17 protein-coding genes and 1 other annotated feature are annotated in these 15,182 nt (G+C 43.7%); of the genes, 13 read left to right on the top strand and 4 right to left on the bottom strand.

Annotated features, from left to right (window positions below):
• The first annotated feature begins 24 nt into the window (after positions 1-24).
• The 6 genes from thrS to ACUXV2_RS14345 all read left to right on the top strand — a co-directional run bounded on the left by thrS (position 25) and on the right by ACUXV2_RS14345 (position 4,853).
• Positions 25-1,956, top strand: a complete 1,932-nt coding sequence (thrS, locus tag ACUXV2_RS14370) for a threonine--tRNA ligase (RefSeq protein ID WP_446243866.1) — start codon at positions 25-27, stop codon at positions 1,954-1,956.
• A gap of 450 nt (positions 1,957-2,406) precedes the next feature.
• Positions 2,407-2,548: a sequence feature (ribosomal protein L20 leader region), on the top strand.
• An 83-nt stretch (positions 2,549-2,631) separates the two neighbouring features.
• The gene (gene infC / locus ACUXV2_RS14365) at positions 2,632-3,135 is read left to right on the top strand and encodes a translation initiation factor IF-3 (RefSeq protein ID WP_341986306.1); all 504 of its coding nucleotides are present in this window, start codon (positions 2,632-2,634) and stop codon (positions 3,133-3,135) included.
• Between the two features lie 22 nt (positions 3,136-3,157).
• On the top strand, positions 3,158-3,358 hold the full coding sequence (rpmI, locus tag ACUXV2_RS14360; RefSeq protein ID WP_032087387.1) for a 50S ribosomal protein L35: 201 nt from the start codon (positions 3,158-3,160) through the stop codon (positions 3,356-3,358).
• 30 nt (positions 3,359-3,388) lie between these two features.
• The gene (gene rplT, locus ACUXV2_RS14355) at positions 3,389-3,748 is read left to right on the top strand and encodes a 50S ribosomal protein L20 (protein ID WP_032087388.1); all 360 of its coding nucleotides are present in this window, start codon (positions 3,389-3,391) and stop codon (positions 3,746-3,748) included.
• Positions 3,749-3,846: 98 nt separating this feature from the next.
• Positions 3,847-4,125, top strand: coding sequence for a DUF1294 domain-containing protein (locus tag ACUXV2_RS14350; RefSeq protein ID WP_446243865.1), 279 nt, complete (start codon positions 3,847-3,849; stop codon positions 4,123-4,125).
• Positions 4,126-4,274: 149 nt separating this feature from the next.
• Positions 4,275-4,853, top strand: a complete 579-nt coding sequence (locus ACUXV2_RS14345; RefSeq protein WP_446243864.1) for a TVP38/TMEM64 family protein — start codon at positions 4,275-4,277, stop codon at positions 4,851-4,853.
• A gap of 113 nt (positions 4,854-4,966) precedes the next feature.
• On the opposite strand, the gene ACUXV2_RS14340 is transcribed toward ACUXV2_RS14345, so the two are convergent.
• On the bottom strand, positions 4,967-5,356 hold the full coding sequence (locus ACUXV2_RS14340) for a sigma-w pathway protein ysdB (protein WP_446243863.1): 390 nt from the start codon (positions 5,354-5,356) through the stop codon (positions 4,967-4,969).
• A 118-nt stretch (positions 5,357-5,474) separates the two neighbouring features.
• Here ACUXV2_RS14340 and ACUXV2_RS14335 point away from each other — a divergent pair, with 118 nt between their 5' ends.
• Positions 5,475-5,984, top strand: a complete 510-nt coding sequence (locus ACUXV2_RS14335; protein WP_446243862.1) for a dUTP diphosphatase — start codon at positions 5,475-5,477, stop codon at positions 5,982-5,984.
• Positions 5,985-6,062: 78 nt separating this feature from the next.
• On the top strand, positions 6,063-7,148 hold the full coding sequence (locus ACUXV2_RS14330; protein WP_446243861.1) for a M42 family metallopeptidase: 1,086 nt from the start codon (positions 6,063-6,065) through the stop codon (positions 7,146-7,148).
• A gap of 46 nt (positions 7,149-7,194) precedes the next feature.
• On the opposite strand, the gene ACUXV2_RS14325 is transcribed toward ACUXV2_RS14330, so the two are convergent.
• Positions 7,195-7,734 carry a cysteine hydrolase family protein gene (locus ACUXV2_RS14325; protein ID WP_446243860.1) on the bottom strand — a complete coding sequence of 180 codons (540 nt, stop codon included), beginning with the start codon at positions 7,732-7,734 and terminating at the stop codon, positions 7,195-7,197.
• Between the two features lie 272 nt (positions 7,735-8,006).
• Positions 8,007-8,225 carry a small acid-soluble spore protein SspI gene (gene sspI / locus ACUXV2_RS14320; protein ID WP_446243859.1) on the bottom strand — a complete coding sequence of 73 codons (219 nt, stop codon included), beginning with the start codon at positions 8,223-8,225 and terminating at the stop codon, positions 8,007-8,009.
• Positions 8,226-8,349: 124 nt separating this feature from the next.
• Here sspI and ACUXV2_RS14315 point away from each other — a divergent pair, with 124 nt between their 5' ends.
• The 3 genes from ACUXV2_RS14315 to pheT all read left to right on the top strand — a co-directional run bounded on the left by ACUXV2_RS14315 (position 8,350) and on the right by pheT (position 12,961).
• Positions 8,350-9,108, top strand: a complete 759-nt coding sequence (locus ACUXV2_RS14315; protein ID WP_446243858.1) for a TrmH family RNA methyltransferase — start codon at positions 8,350-8,352, stop codon at positions 9,106-9,108.
• A 369-nt stretch (positions 9,109-9,477) separates the two neighbouring features.
• Entirely contained in the window at positions 9,478-10,515 is a 1,038-nt protein-coding gene (pheS, locus tag ACUXV2_RS14310; protein ID WP_446243857.1) for a phenylalanine--tRNA ligase subunit alpha, read from the top strand.
• Between the two features lie 31 nt (positions 10,516-10,546).
• Positions 10,547-12,961 (top strand): phenylalanine--tRNA ligase subunit beta, encoded by a 2,415-nt coding sequence (gene pheT, locus ACUXV2_RS14305; RefSeq protein ID WP_446243856.1) that lies wholly within the window; start codon positions 10,547-10,549, stop codon positions 12,959-12,961.
• A gap of 121 nt (positions 12,962-13,082) precedes the next feature.
• Here the strand turns inward: pheT and rnhC are convergent, their stop codons facing one another.
• The gene (rnhC, locus tag ACUXV2_RS14300) at positions 13,083-14,006 is read right to left on the bottom strand and encodes a ribonuclease HIII (protein ID WP_446243855.1); all 924 of its coding nucleotides are present in this window, start codon (positions 14,004-14,006) and stop codon (positions 13,083-13,085) included.
• A gap of 133 nt (positions 14,007-14,139) precedes the next feature.
• On the opposite strand from rnhC, the gene zapA reads away from it, so the two are divergent.
• Positions 14,140-14,400 (top strand): cell division protein ZapA, encoded by a 261-nt coding sequence (zapA, locus tag ACUXV2_RS14295; RefSeq protein ID WP_446243854.1) that lies wholly within the window; start codon positions 14,140-14,142, stop codon positions 14,398-14,400.
• A gap of 7 nt (positions 14,401-14,407) precedes the next feature.
• Positions 14,408-14,947: a CvpA family protein gene (locus tag ACUXV2_RS14290; RefSeq protein ID WP_446243853.1), complete on the top strand. Its 540-nt coding sequence runs from the start codon at positions 14,408-14,410 to the stop codon at positions 14,945-14,947.
• Positions 14,948-15,182: the final 235 nt, after the last annotated feature.

Genomic DNA, 15,182 nt, shown 5'->3' with positions numbered 1-15,182 from the left:
GAAAATTTAAAGGAGTGAACACACATGTCTGAACAGATTAACATTACGTTCCCGGACGGAAATGTGAAGGAGTTTCCCAAAGGAACAAGTACTGAGGACATAGCTGCATCGATCAGCCCAGGCTTAAAGAAAAAGGCGATTGCAGGTAAGATAAATGACGAATTGATCGATTTGCGTACAGGAATCATGGAAGATGGGAAGATTGAAATCATCATGCCGGACAGCGCCGAGGCACTCGAAATCCTTCGTCACAGTACCGCTCACTTGATGGCTCAGGCAATCAAACGCCTGTATCCTAACACTAAGCTTGGAATCGGTCCTGTCATTGAGGGCGGCTTCTACTATGATGTTGATTCCGAACATACATTTACGCCTGAAGACCTTCCTCTTATCGAAAAGGAAATGAAGAAGCTCACAGGTGAAAATCTTGAAGTGATTAGAAAAGAAGTAAGCCGAGATGAAGCGAAGAAGATCTATGAAGAAGTCGGAGATGAATACAAACTCGAACTTCTTGAAGCGATTCCTGAAGGTGAACAGGTTTCGATTTATGAACAAGGAGAGTTCTTTGATCTTTGCCGTGGTATCCATATCCCATCCACAAATAAAATCAAAGAATTCAAGCTGTTGAGCATTGCAGGTGCCTACTGGCGCGGAAACAGCGACAATAAGATGCTCCAGCGTATTTATGGAACTGCTTTCTTCAAGAAAGCGGATCTGGACGAGCATCTCCGCATCTTGGAAGAAGCGAAAGAGCGTGATCACCGTAAAATCGGTAAAGAACTGAACCTGTTTATGAATTCACAAAAAGTAGGTCAGGGCCTTCCGATGTGGCTTCCAAAAGGAGCGACTATACGCCGCATCATCGAGCGATATATCGTTGATAAAGAAGAACGCCTGGGTTACGATCATGTGTACACTCCAGTTATGGGAAGTGTAGACCTTTATAAAACAAGCGGACACTGGGATCACTATCAGGAAAACATGTTCCCTGTGATGGAAATGGACAACGAGGATCTTGTTCTCCGTCCAATGAACTGTCCGCACCATATGATGATTTATAAAAATGATATCCACAGCTACCGTGAACTGCCGATCCGTATCGCAGAGCTTGGTTTGATGCACCGTTACGAAATGTCCGGGGCACTTTCAGGCCTGCAGCGTGTACGTGGAATGACATTGAATGATGCACATATCTTCGTACGCCCTGATCAGATCAAGGAAGAATTCAAGCGTGTGGTCCGTTTGGTTCAGGAAGTATACAAAGACTTCGACTTGAAGGATTATTCATTCCGCTTATCATACCGTGACCCGGAAGATACAGAGAAGTACTTCGATGATGATGAGATGTGGAACCGTGCACAAGGCATGATCAAGGAAGCAATGGATGAGCTTGATGTTGAGTATTTCGAAGCAGAAGGAGAAGCTGCATTCTACGGACCGAAGCTTGATGTACAGGTGAAGACAGCTCTTGGTAAAGAAGAAACGTTATCAACTGTCCAGCTTGACTTCCTTCTACCCGAGCGCTTTGATCTGACTTATGTAGGGGAAGATGGCAAACAGCATCGTCCAGTCGTCATCCACCGCGGTGTCGTATCGACAATGGAGCGTTTCGTGGCATTCCTCATCGAAGAATACAAAGGGGCATTCCCTACTTGGCTCGCTCCTACTCAGGTGCAGCTGATCCCTGTATCCCCTGAGATCCACTTCGACTACGCGAAAGAAGTGAAAGAGCGCCTTCAAGCAGAAGGACTTCGTGTAGAAATCGATGACCGCAATGAAAAAATGGGCTATAAGATCCGTGAAGCCCAAATGAGCAAAGTGCCATACATGCTTGTATTGGGTGACAATGAAATTACAGACCGTGCCGTGAACGTCCGTAAATACGGAGAGCAAAAGTCTGAAACAATTTCATTGGATCAATTTGTTGAAGAAATTGTGAAAGAAGCAAAAAGATAATAAATGATTGTGTGGACGGACCTGATTTTGGGTCCGTTCTTTGTTTTGTTACGATTAATGTTGTGTTTGAACCGGGTTGAGTTGTACAGGGAACCATGCCTGCATGGATTGGTCGTGTCGTGATAATGTGATTTGGAAGATTATCGTTGAAAACTAAAAGATTTTCAGTGAAAAGTAAAAGATTAATGCTCTTAACTCGAAGATTCCAAGGGAAAACTGAAAGATTCTCATGAAGAACCGAAAGATTTACCATTATTCTTCCACTTCGACCCCCACCCCCTCTTAAATACACGTTGGGGTCAAAAACCCCCGTATAAACCAACAATTCAAAAAAACTATTGCACAACCGTAAGATGTCTGATATTATAAGAAACGTTGTGACATCAGAAACGATTGTTTGACATCACTTATGTCATATGATATAGTATCTAAGGTGAATTGAATACAGTTTGGTACAAGAAGAAGCTACCCGCTTCTCACCTGAATGACGCCGATCGGCAGTTACCAGGTATGATAATGACTATTAAAGCTTTTTTTATATATGCTTTATAATCAGATGCGGGTGTTTCGACACTCGCATCTTTTTTTGTGCAAACAAAAACGTGCGGGTGCCTGAGACCAAAGCCGTTGTATTCTTTTAATAAACCTTGGAGGTGGCTAATTATTAGCAAAGACATGATCTTAAACGAAACCATTCGTGCCCGTGAAGTACGTCTTATCGATCAAAATGGCGAGCAGCTTGGAATCAAATCCAAGAATGAAGCCCTTGAAATCGCTGAACGTGTAAATCTTGATCTTGTTCTTGTTGCTCCAAATGCCAAACCACCCGTTGCCCGTATCATGGACTACGGAAAGTTTAAATTTGAACAGCAAAAGAAAGAAAAAGAAGCACGTAAAAATCAGAAGATCATCAACCTTAAAGAGGTGCGCTTAAGCCCTACGATTGATGAGCATGATTTCAATACCAAGCTTCGCAACGCCCGCAAGTTCCTTGAAAAAGGAGACAAAGTAAAGGCGTCAATCCGATTTAAAGGCCGTGCGATCACGCACAAAGAAATTGGTCAACGTGTACTGGATCGTTTCTCAGATGAGTGCAAAGATCTTGCAACTGTTGAATCAAAGCCTAAAATGGATGGTCGCAGCATGTTCTTGGTGCTAGCACCAGTTAACGAAAAATAAAGGACCCGAGGAGGAAAAGCACATGCCAAAAATGAAAACTCACCGCGGCTCAGCTAAGCGTTTCAAGAAAACAGGTTCTGGTAAACTTAAACGTTCTCACGCTTACACAAGCCACTTATTCGCAAACAAATCTACTAAAGCGAAGCGTAAACTTCGTAAAGCAGCTGTTGTCTCTAAAGGAGATTTCAAACGCATTCGTCATATGCTTGACAACCTAAAATAAAAAGCACGTAAGAAATAGGAGGGAATTATTATGCCACGCGTAAAAGGCGGAACAGTAACACGCAGACGTCGTAAAAAAGTTCTTAAGTTAGCAAAAGGTTATTTCGGTTCAAAACACACTTTATATAAAGTAGCAAACCAACAAGTCATGAAATCATACATGTATGCTTATCGTGACCGTCGCCAAAAGAAACGTGATTTCCGTAAATTATGGATCACACGTATCAATGCGGCTGCTCGTATGAACGGTCTTTCTTACAGCCGTTTAATGCACGGTTTGAAGCTTGCTGGTATCGAAGTAAACCGCAAAATGCTTGCTGAGCTTGCGATTGCTGACGAAAAAGCATTCAACCAATTAGCAGAAGCTGCTAAAGCTCAACTTAACAAGTAATATCTGATTGCATTCGTGCAAGCAGATTAAAAGGACTGGCCTGATGGGTCAGTCCTTTCTTTATAATTTGTACGAATCTATAAAAGGAGTTGTTGAACATGGAATCATTTTTGAGTGTTCTTTATGTTTATATCCTGATCATCAATATCATCGGCTTCAGTCTCATGAGGAGCGACAAGAAGAAAGCAGAGAGACATGAATATAGGATCAAGGAGCAGACATTATGGACCGTTGCCATCATAGGAGGAAGCATCGGCTCTTATATCGCCATGAAGACTTATAGACATAAAACGAAGCACAGATTATTTGCGATGGGCTTCCCATTCCTTGTCATCGTTCACAGTGTCTTGTTTATATGGGTCAATCAAGGGTTGTAATGAACAGGAAAAGCTCGTTTCCTTCTGTCATCCATTCCTGTGGTGGACAAGCCCCCGTCTGCCATAAATATTCTCCATTTGTCATACAGTGTAGACTGTATGTATAAACTGTAGAGAATAGAGGTAACAGAAGGAGGTCTGCATTAGCTATGGACGACCGATTAGTAGCAGCATTCGCCATCATGGAAGCTAGTGGGTATATCGCTCCTGTTCTGTTTATATTGTTTCATGTGTTGAGGCAGTTTCTTTTCATTCCTGTCGCCCTGGTGTGTATGGCTGGAGGTATCCTTTTCGGCAGTATTCTCGGTACAGTGTACTCGCTGATCGGATTAACGCTTTTATCCATCATTTTTTACTTTGCCATAAAAAGTTTCACTTCATTTTATGAACGCCTGCTGAGATTGAAAGAAAAGTGGTTCGGGAAAAGTGCCGATCTGACAACGGGGCAAATTGCGGTTTTACGGCTGATTCCCTTTATACACTACCAATTGCTCAATCTTTGTTTGATGCAGAAAAATCCACAGTTCAAGCCTTTCGTTCGCGCCACCATCATTTCCAATATCCCTCTCGCTTTTTTCTACACGGTGTTCGGCCAATATATCAAGCAATTTTCCCCGCCCATCCTTGTCATGATCCTGCTGGCTTTGGTTGTCCTTTTTTATCTGTTAAGAGAGAAAGTCAGAGTCATCGGGTGGAATGAATTTTTTCCTGAGCGCAGCCGCTTGTAATCAACATATCGGTGAGTAGCCAGCAACGCATGCAAAAAAGGAACCTGTCAGGGTTCCTTTTTTGTGCATATCTTCACCGTTGTCTGCAGCATTCATGCCGGCAGCGTTTCAATTCATTCCCCCGATTTTCTCATAAACTCGTGAATTGGACTCTTCCAGTCAATTTTTGCATTAGGGTAGCGTTCTTTGATTTCATTCTGGACGTAATGAAAATCTTCATATCCAAGACCTTTTAATGAAGAAACATTATTGGCCCAAACGAAAATCGATACTACTTCAAACGACCTTTCCGTTGTTCCAAGATATTTTTCACCTTCAAATAATACGCCTTTATACGTTACATAAAAGTTCTTTCTGACGTTTTCCTGGTCATCAAGGAAATAGAAGCGCTTTTGCTCCTGGGCTAGCTCCAGCTTTCGTTTCGGATCGATGATATATTTAATGCTGCGGTAAAAAAGGTAGATGATAAGGACAAGAATGAATAACCGGATGAGCCATAGCATGTAAATTACCTCCATAGGCATAGATCTTCTATTATTATTTACGGCATAAAAATAAAAAGGTTTCATTTTTATTTAAAAAAAGTGAAAAAGTTTGTCATACTAAACTGGAGACCAGAAAATGAAAGTGGAGGAGATCATCATGAATATTGAAAAGCTGTTACATATGCAAAAGAAGCTGGATCAACATATTGAAAGCGAGCATGGACTGGAGCATGAGGATCTAGTCGATAAAAAGATATTGGCTTTATTGGTGGAAACGGGGGAGCTGGCGAATGAGACGAGAAGCTTCAAATTCTGGAGTAAGAAGTCACCTTCGGCAAAGGAAGTCATTTTGGAAGAATACGTCGATGGTATCCATTTCATCCTGTCCCTAGGCCTTGAAATGGGTCTGAAGGAGATTAATTTGGATGAAAATCATACTGGCAGTGCCGACTTGAATGAGCAGTTTCTTCACGTATACAAAGCGATAATCGATTTAAGGCAAGAGCGCTCGGTCCGGCACTTTTTCACGTTGTTCCATCATTATTTATCACTTGGGGAAATACTCGGCTTTTCCAGCGGAGACGTATTTGATGCGTATGTGGAGAAAAACAACGTGAATTATGAACGTCAAAAAGAAGGATATTAAGGTTCACAAGCTTATTTTGAAGTATTGGTAAGATTTTAGTATAATGGGAATAGTTTAAACATTTAGGGGGTCGAAAGAATGACAAAATTAGATGAAACATTAACCATGCTGAAAGATCTGACAGATGCAAAAGGTGTTCCTGGTAATGAAAAAGAAGCAAGGGACGTAATGAAACGATACATAGAGCCATTTGCAGATGAAATCACGACCGATAACTTAGGCAGTCTCATCGCGAAAAAAGTAGGGGATGAAAACGGACCTAAAATCATGGTGGCCGGCCATCTTGATGAAGTCGGTTTCATGGTGACCCAAATCGATAACAGAGGCTTCCTGCGCTTCCAAACAGTTGGCGGCTGGTGGTCCCAGGTCATGCTGGCCCAGCGTGTAACAATCGTGACAAGCAAAGGGGAAGTAACGGGTGTGATCGGTTCAAAGCCTCCTCATATCCTTCCTGCAGAAGCACGCAAAAAACCTGTTGATATTAAAGATATGTTCATTGATATCGGCGCATCAAGCAGAGAAGAAGCACAGGAGTGGGGCGTGAAGCCGGGGGATATGGTCGTTCCGTATTTCGAATTCACTGTGATGAACAACGAAAAGATGCTCCTTGCAAAAGCTTGGGATAACCGAATTGGATGTGCGATTGCCATCGACGTACTGAAAAACCTTAAAAATGAGCAGCATCCAAACGTCGTTTACGGTGTGGGTACGGTGCAGGAAGAAGTAGGCCTTCGCGGAGCGAGAACGTCTGCAGCCAAAATTCAGCCTGATATCGCATTCGGTGTCGATGTTGGAATCGCCGGTGATACGCCTGGTATCTCAGAAAAAGAGGCTCAAAGCAAAATGGGTGAAGGTCCGCAGATCATCCTATACGATGCATCCATGGTTTCGCATAAAGGGCTTCGTGATTTTGTGACAGATACGGCAGATGAGCACAATATCCCATATCAGTTCGATGCGATTGCAGGCGGCGGAACGGATTCTGGTGCCATTCACTTAACGGCAAACGGTGTACCTGCACTTTCCATCACGATCGCCACTCGCTACATTCACTCTCACGCTGCAATGCTGCATCGTGATGACTACGAAAATGCAGTTAAATTGATAACAGAAGTGATTAAGAAGTTAGATAAAGATACAGTTGCCAAAATCACATTTGATTGATCAGAAAAAAGACCCTGTTTCCATGCAGGGTCTTTTTTGTATTGGATTATAACACGATCTCGGCTGATTCTGACATATCGGCATCGATCGTTTTATTGATGATATGAATTGCGCTGTCATTATCCTCCCTGCTTTCGGATGCGATACAGTCACTAGGGATGGTTACCTCGTATTCCCTCATATAGGCATCGTTTGCTGTGAACAGGACACAGATATCACCGGCGATTCCAGTCAATATCAAATGATTCACATCCAACTGATGAAGGAGGATTTCAAGCTGGGTACCGAAGAAGCAGGAATGCTTCGGTTTAACAATGAAGTAGTCATCATCATCCGGATGGATCTTTTCGATGATGGACCTGCCCTTTCCGTCTTTGCACTTATCGATGATATTTTGCATATTATCCTGCCATAATCCATAATTGTCATTTACATAAATGACAGGGATGTCTGCTTTTTTAGCCTTTTTCTTTAACTCCCTGATGGGCTCGATGATGTCCCTTGTATTTGAAAGTAATGCGTCTCCGCCGTTGAAATCAAACGTATTGATCATGTCGATGATCAGCAGCGCTTTTTTGTTTCTCAACGAAACGTCCTCCTTTCCATTGTGAACTCAACCTGTACTTTTTGGGTGTGGTCTTGGTTGTGAAAAATGACGAGGCTTGTCGAATTGTCGGTAACTGCTTTAAAAATGTCCGTATGTTGAAAAAAATGTCCGCAAATCCAATGTTTCGTCCGTAAATGAAAATAAATGTCCGATGGCCCATTCCCGTGGGGTCATTTTTCTCTTTACCACAAAAGTGTACAAGGTAAAACAGCCTTAAAAAAACGGGTAACCCTTTTGGGTCACCCGCTTCCTTATTGCTGTTGTTGCTGTAATGACTCTTCTAACGTTTCAAGCAGCATCTGCTGTTCTTGTGGGTCAGCATTTTGCCAGAAGACTTCAAGCAGGACGCCTAAACCGGGAAGTGTTTTTTCTTCTCCACCTTGAATGGCATCGACGATTGTATCCTTTAATTCGTCCTGGCTGTTACCGGATACGTTGTGTATAATCGCTTTTCTCAAGTTAAGATTCATTACGCATTTCTCCTTTTGCTTAGGATGAGGAATTCATTGTTATCTTGTCTCAAATTGAATTTATTATGTATATAAGTTAAGGTATAATGAAAACCTGAAATGTAAAATGAAGGAGCGGGTATGATTGAAGGTTATTCAATCCTCTAAAAACCCTGTCGTGAAACAGTGGAAAAAGTTATTGACCAAAAAGGGCAGAGACCAGTCCCTTACATATATTGTAGAAGGCTTTCATCTCGTTGAAGAAGCATTGAAGCAGGGCGATATCGTGATTGAGCTGATTCTCGTCGAAGGCACCGAGCTGCCAAAAACATGGAATCTCGTTGGCGTCGAGTTGATACAGGTTTCTGAGGAAGCGGGAAAAGCACTGGCTGATACAGAAACGACTCAGGGAGTATTTGCGGTATGCAGGCAGAAAGAAACGGCATCCATTGATGAGAGCAAGACATTTTTACTGCTTGACGGCCTCCAGGATCCAGGAAATATCGGAACGATCATCCGTACGGCAGAAGCTTCCGGTATCGATGCCATTATCCTCGGGAAAGGTACGGTAGATCTGTATAACCCGAAGGTGCTCAGATCCGCACAGGGAAGTCATTTTCACTTGCCGATCATAAAAGGTGATCTTTCAGAATTCATTTCTGTCCTCAAAGAAAAAGGGGTCCCCGTCTATGGTACGGCGTTGGAGAACGGGGAAGAATATACGACTGTCAAACCAAGGGATTCATACGCGCTGATCGTAGGAAATGAAGGAAACGGAATGAGTACTGAAACCCTTTCTCAAACCGATCAGAATCTGTATATTCCCATTTACGGGAAAAGCGAATCGCTGAATGTCGCGATTGCGGCAGGTATCTTGTTATATTATTTTAAAAATGGGCAATAATTTTTCTTAAATGGTTTGAATTATCGAGAATAATTCACTATAATTATGCACATATACTTTTTAAAAACGAAGACAGAGGAAAGTAGCGTACATGAAGATTCTTCAAGGGAGAGAATGCCATCAGACTGAAAGCATTCTTAAGAAACACGTGGCGTGAACATTTCACCTCTCGAGTTGGCATCGGGACCATTTCATCAATGAAATGTAAAGATGCACCGGCAAAGCCGTTATCCGAATCAAGTGAGTGTATCGTTATTTGATATGCTTATAAGGGTGGTACCGCGATCACAACCTCGTCCCTTTCCAGGGATGGGGTTTTTTTGTTTTTTATAAAGCTGCCTGATTCACGACCATAAAGGAGGAAGAAACATGGAGGATAAATTACGATCCCTTCAGACCGAAGCAATTGAAAAAATCAACGAAGCACAGGACTTAAAAGAATTGAATGACATTCGTGTTGCCTACTTAGGAAAGAAAGGTCCTGTAACCGAAGTATTAAAAGGAATGGGGAAACTTTCAGCGGAAGAACGCCCTAAAATGGGTGCACTAGCGAATGAAGTGCGCGGTGCAATCACCGAGAAAATCGAAGCGAAACAGGAAAAGCTTGAAAAAGAAGCCGTCGAGAAAAAGCTTCAATCAGAAACAATCGATGTGACACTGCCGGGCAGACCTGTCAGAAAAGGGAATCATCATCCACTTACGATGATCATTGAAGAAATTGAAGACTTATTCATTGGAATGGGATATACCGTTGCAGAAGGTCCTGAAGTCGAAAAGGATTACTACAACTTCGAAGCCCTGAACCTACCGAAAGGACACCCTGCCCGAGATATGCAGGATTCATTCTATATCACAGAAGAAACATTGCTCAGAACCCATACATCACCGGTTCAGGCAAGAACGATGGAACTTGCAAAAGGCAATGGCCCGATTAAAATCATCTGCCCTGGTAAAGTATACCGCCGTGATACAGATGATGCGACGCATTCTCATCAGTTCATGCAAATCGAAGGACTTGTCGTGGATAAAGATATCCGCATGAGTGACCTGAAAGGGACGCTGAATGTATTCGCGAAGAAAATGTTCGGCGAAGACCGTGAAATCCGTCTGCGCCCAAGTTTCTTCCCATTCACGGAACCTTCAGTAGAGATGGATATCTCTTGTAAAATCTGCGGGGGAGAAGGCTGCCGTGTATGTAAAGGAACGGGCTGGATCGAGATTCTTGGAGCGGGGATGGTTCACCCGAACGTTCTTGAGATGGCAGGATTCGATCCGAACGAATATACAGGTTTCGCATTCGGTATGGGACCTGAACGTATCGCGATGCTGAAATACGGAATAGATGACATCCGTCACTTCTACACGAACGATACCCGTTTTGTAACACAATTCAAAGTGACAGAGTAAGGCAACACTATTATCGAGCGGAGGTAAAAACATGTTTGTTTCATATAAATGGTTAGAGAACTATGTGGATCTGTCAGGAGTCACTCCAGAAGATCTGGCTGAAAAAATCACAAGAAGCGGGATCGAGGTTGAAGGCGTCGAAAGAATCGGTGAAGAAATCAAGAACGTCGTTGTCGGGCATGTGCTCGAGTGCGAACCGCACCCGGACGCAGATAAATTAAATAAGTGCCAGGTTGACGTTGGTGAAGGAGAGCCGGTTCAGATCATCTGCGGTGCCCCGAATGTCGCAAAGGGCCAAAAAGTGGCTGTCGCTAAAGTTGGCGCGGTACTCCCGGGTAATTTTAAAATCAAAAAAGCAAAACTTCGAGGAGAGGCATCTCATGGGATGATCTGTTCACTTCAGGAGTTAGGCGTCGAAGGAAAGCTCGTTCCAAAAGAGCATGCGGAAGGGATCTATGTCTTCTCCGATGATGCAGAGGTCGGCCGCGATGCCGTGGAGTTATTGAACCTGGACGATGCCATTCTTGAACTTGGCTTGACGCCAAACCGTTCTGACTGCTTGAGCATGCTCGGCGTTGCGTATGAAGTGGCTGCTATTCTAGACCGTGAAGTCAAGCTTCCGGAAGTCAATGGGGCAGAAGGAAATGAAAAGGCATCCGATTACATCACAGTGAATGTCGAAGCAAAAGAAGATAACCCGCTTTACGGTGCAAAAATCATTAAAAATGTAAAAGTGGGTCCTTCACCGATGTGGATGCAGAATGCACTGATCGCTGCCGGAATCCGTCCTCACAATAACGTGGTGGATATCACGAACTATATTCTATTGGAGTACGGTCAGCCTCTTCACGCGTTTGATTACGACCGCCTCGGATCTAAAGAAATCCTTGTCCGCCGTGCAAAAGACGGTGAAACATTCGTCACGCTTGATGATGCGGAGAGAACCTTATCTTCAAGTCAATTGGTGATCACGAACGGAAAAGAGCCGGTTGCCCTTGCAGGGGTAATGGGCGGAGCGAATTCCGAAGTTCAACATGATACGACGACTGTCCTTCTGGAAGCGGCATACTTCACAGGTGCGATTGTGAGGGGGGCGTCCAAGGATCACGGTCTGCGAAGTGAAGCGAGTACCCGTTTTGAAAAAGGAGTAGATCCGGACCGCGTCCTGAAAGCAGGGGAGCGTGCAGCTGAACTGATGGCAGAATACGCAGGCGGCGAAGTCCTTGAAGGAACGGTTCTATTCGATGAACTGAGCGTTGAGCCTGCAGTCGTGGAAATCACGCTTGAAAAAATCAATTCTTCATTGGGAACTTCGATCACCGTTGAAGAGGTGAAAGACATTTTCCGCCGCCTTCAATTTGAAGTAAGTGTGGATGGAACGACAATTACTGTCACGGCTCCAACGAGAAGGGGAGACATCACCATCCCTGAAGATCTGCTCGAGGAGGTTGCCCGTTTATTCGGCTATGACAACCTTCCGCTTACTCTGCCTAAAGGAGAAAGCACTCCGGGAGGATTGAACAACCACCAGCTGAAACGCCGTACGGTTCGCCGTTATTTGGAAGGTGCGGGACTTCTTCAGGCCATCACTTATTCATTGACGAACGACGATAAGGCGACGAAATATGCACTCCATTTGAAAGAACCGGTCCGTCTCCTGATGCCGATGAGTGAAGAACGCAGCAACCTGCGTTTAAGCATCATTCCTCAACTTCTTGAGGTAGTCTCCTATAATAAAGCACGCCAAAATGATTCCCTTGCTTTCTATGAAGTGGGATCCGTGTTCTTGAAGGAAGACGGGGAAGAGCTTCCATCTGAAGAGGAGCACATCGCGGGGGCGCTGACAGGCTTATGGCATATGCACCCATGGCAGGGAGAAAAGAAAGCTGTCGACTTCTATGTGGCTAAAGGCATTCTTGAAGGATTATTCGAAGAACTGGGTGTGACAGAAGCTGTATCATTCCGTCAGGCAGCAGTAGACGGCCTGCACCCTGGAAGAACAGCTGAAATCCTCTTGGGCGATGAGGTCATCGGGATGATCGGAGCGATCCATCCAGAGGTTGAAAAAGACCTCGATCTGAACGAGACCTATGTATTTGAACTGAAAGCGAAGCCGGTCTTCCATTATGAAAAGCCGGCATTGAGCTACTCACCGATTCCGCGCCACCCGTCCATCACGAGGGACATCGCTCTTGTTGTAGATACGGAGGTAAAAGCAGGTGAACTGAAGTCTGTGATCAAAGAGGCTGGAGGCAAACTTCTTAAAGAGGTATCCGTATTCGACCTTTATGAAGGCGAACATATGGAACCTGGCAAGAAATCACTTGCATTCTCGCTGAAATACTTCGATCCTGCAAAGACACTGACTGATGAAGAGGTCGTTAAGGTACATGACGGCGTCCTTGCTGCAGTGAAGGAGAAAGCCGGAGCAGAACTAAGAGGGTAATAAAGAAGAAATTTGATGAGGTGTCAGACCTGGGAAATGGTCTGGCATCTTTTTTTTATTCCATCTCTCATTTTAATACAAACAAAAACCCCCACCGCACAAACGCGGTAGAGGTTCCCTTCTACTTTCCTGCCAGCCGGATCGCCTTTTCACTATTCGCGAAATGCCACTTCGTCATCGACTTCAACTCTTCAATCCCTTTACGCTTAATGATTTTAGCAGCGGCAACATCCACCTGCTTGCCTGCACCTTTGGGAATGTCCACGCCTGCTTTGGCACTGAGCTTGTCCATCTCCTTCAGGAAGGCGTACCTTGCAATGATGGATGCGGCAGCGACCGCGATATGGATGCTTTCCCCTTTGGTACTGAAGTAGACACGGTCACGCTGGATCTTCTTTTGTGCGCTGATATGCTTGAAGTATGTGTTCTTCTCGACAAACTGGTCGATCAGAATGCCTTCAGGCTCTTCCGGTGCCATTTTTTCCAGTAAATGAAGGATGGCTTGGTTATGCAGGATGGCTTTCATCTTTCCTTGGGTCATTCCTCCGCTTTGAAGGGAATTGTATTTTTCATTATGCAGGACCAATAAGCTATATGGTATGGTCTTAACCAGATCTTTCGCAATGGAGATGATCTGTGAATCGTTCAGATTCTTGGAATCCTTTACGCCAAGCTCTTTCATTAAAGGAATTTGCTCTTTCTTCACATAGGCACTTACGACTGTGATGGGGCCAAAGAAGTCGCCTGTCCCCACCTCATCCGAACCTATCACCGACCAATCTGCAAAGTTTTCAGGCAGCGTCGTCGTTCCTTTGGGAGGTGATTTCACCTTTGGTTCTTGAGCGCTGCCCCATTTCTTTGCTTCTGTTTCCCCATTTGCTCCTTGAAACAGGACTTTACCGGATTTATAAGCCGTCACGGTGCAGCCGGCTGGTTTCGCAGAAAAAACCGCACCTGGGGGCAGCTTGCTGACAAGTGTATCTTTATAGTAATCTTTCATCTTGGTTGTTAATGCACTGTTTGCTTGAATGACAGTATTCGCCATATTAACCTCTCCCTTGTGACAACATTCTATGTAATAACAAAAAATTAGACTATAATTGACAATTTCTTTTCAAATCAAAAAGATTTCATGGTATGATATTGTTTAGGATTCTTATGAATAGGGGGTACTCGGATTGTCAGATGAACAAAAAAATCGCACCACTGTAGACATATATGGTCAACAATATACTATTGTCGGTTCTGAGTCGACAAGTCAAATTCGATTTGTTTGTTCGAAAGTCGATGACAAAATGAGAGAAATCAAATCTATGAATCCATCTCTTGATACTGGTAAGCTCGCTGTGCTGACAGCCGTTAATGCTGTCAATGACTATATCAAACTGAAAGAGCAGTTTGAGGAGCTGGAAAGAGAAATTAAACGCTTAAAGGGTTGAAAATGACATGCTTGATTTAGTTTTACTGATTATCCTGTTAGCGGGATTCTTCACTGGTCTGCAACGCGGTTTTATCCTGCAGGCTGTCCATATGACAGGTTTTATCATTTCTTTTATTGTAGCATACATATATTATGATCAGCTTGCGCCAAAACTTACTCTATGGATTCCGTATCCGGTCCTTGATGAACAATCGAAATTGAATATGATCTTTGAAATGACCAATATGGATCAGGCGTATTACCGTGTCATTGCATTTGCCATGATTTTCTTCGCGGTCAAGATCATCGTTCATGTTTTTGGATCGATGCTAGACTTCGTAGCACATCTTCCCATCCTGAAGCAATTGAATGTCATTGGCGGAGGGCTTTTGGGATTGATCGAAACGTATCTGATCATTTTTATACTATTATTTATTGCCGTACTGCTGCCAATCGATACGGTACAGTCTTTTATAAACGATTCATTTATTGCACAGGCGATGGTCAAGCATACGCCAGTATTCTCAGAACTGGTAAAAGACTGGTGGATTGAAAACGGGGCTTGATCTAAAAAGGCTGACTTGAAGAGGATGGAATGATTGATGTTAAGGTGGATTGACTTAACAGGTAATCGCTTTTCCTTGAAAAGTCAGCCTTTTTTATTAGGAGTCGTGTCCTGATTTTTGGCTTATCGATTGAAACCAAAGTTTCATTCGCTTTTCAGCTTTGCTGAAAAGCCGTCAGTATGGAAAGAACCTAAAGCACAAATGCATTTGTGCTTTAGGTTCTTTCCATACTGAC

It is taken from the genome of Rossellomorea sp. NS-SX7 (assembly GCF_052828565.1).
The sequence above is the reverse complement of the archived record's forward strand: the minus strand, read 5'-3'. Positions and strand labels throughout refer to the sequence as shown.

Coding starts and splice junctions, on each gene's coding strand:
- thrS (WP_446243866.1), top strand. CDS start 25: ATGTCTGAACAGATTAACATTACGTTCCCGGACGGAAATGTGAAGGAG.
- infC (WP_341986306.1), top strand. CDS start 2,632: ATGATCTTAAACGAAACCATTCGTGCCCGTGAAGTACGTCTTATCGAT.
- rpmI (WP_032087387.1), top strand. CDS start 3,158: ATGCCAAAAATGAAAACTCACCGCGGCTCAGCTAAGCGTTTCAAGAAA.
- rplT (WP_032087388.1), top strand. CDS start 3,389: ATGCCACGCGTAAAAGGCGGAACAGTAACACGCAGACGTCGTAAAAAA.
- ACUXV2_RS14350 (WP_446243865.1), top strand. CDS start 3,847: ATGGAATCATTTTTGAGTGTTCTTTATGTTTATATCCTGATCATCAAT.
- ACUXV2_RS14345 (WP_446243864.1), top strand. CDS start 4,275: ATGGACGACCGATTAGTAGCAGCATTCGCCATCATGGAAGCTAGTGGG.
- ACUXV2_RS14340 (WP_446243863.1), bottom strand. CDS start 5,356: ATGCTATGGCTCATCCGGTTATTCATTCTTGTCCTTATCATCTACCTT.
- ACUXV2_RS14335 (WP_446243862.1), top strand. CDS start 5,475: ATGAAAGTGGAGGAGATCATCATGAATATTGAAAAGCTGTTACATATG.
- ACUXV2_RS14330 (WP_446243861.1), top strand. CDS start 6,063: ATGACAAAATTAGATGAAACATTAACCATGCTGAAAGATCTGACAGAT.
- sspI (WP_446243859.1), bottom strand. CDS start 8,225: ATGAATCTTAACTTGAGAAAAGCGATTATACACAACGTATCCGGTAAC.
- pheS (WP_446243857.1), top strand. CDS start 9,478: ATGGAGGATAAATTACGATCCCTTCAGACCGAAGCAATTGAAAAAATC.
- pheT (WP_446243856.1), top strand. CDS start 10,547: ATGTTTGTTTCATATAAATGGTTAGAGAACTATGTGGATCTGTCAGGA.
- rnhC (WP_446243855.1), bottom strand. CDS start 14,006: ATGGCGAATACTGTCATTCAAGCAAACAGTGCATTAACAACCAAGATG.
- ACUXV2_RS14290 (WP_446243853.1), top strand. CDS start 14,408: ATGCTTGATTTAGTTTTACTGATTATCCTGTTAGCGGGATTCTTCACT.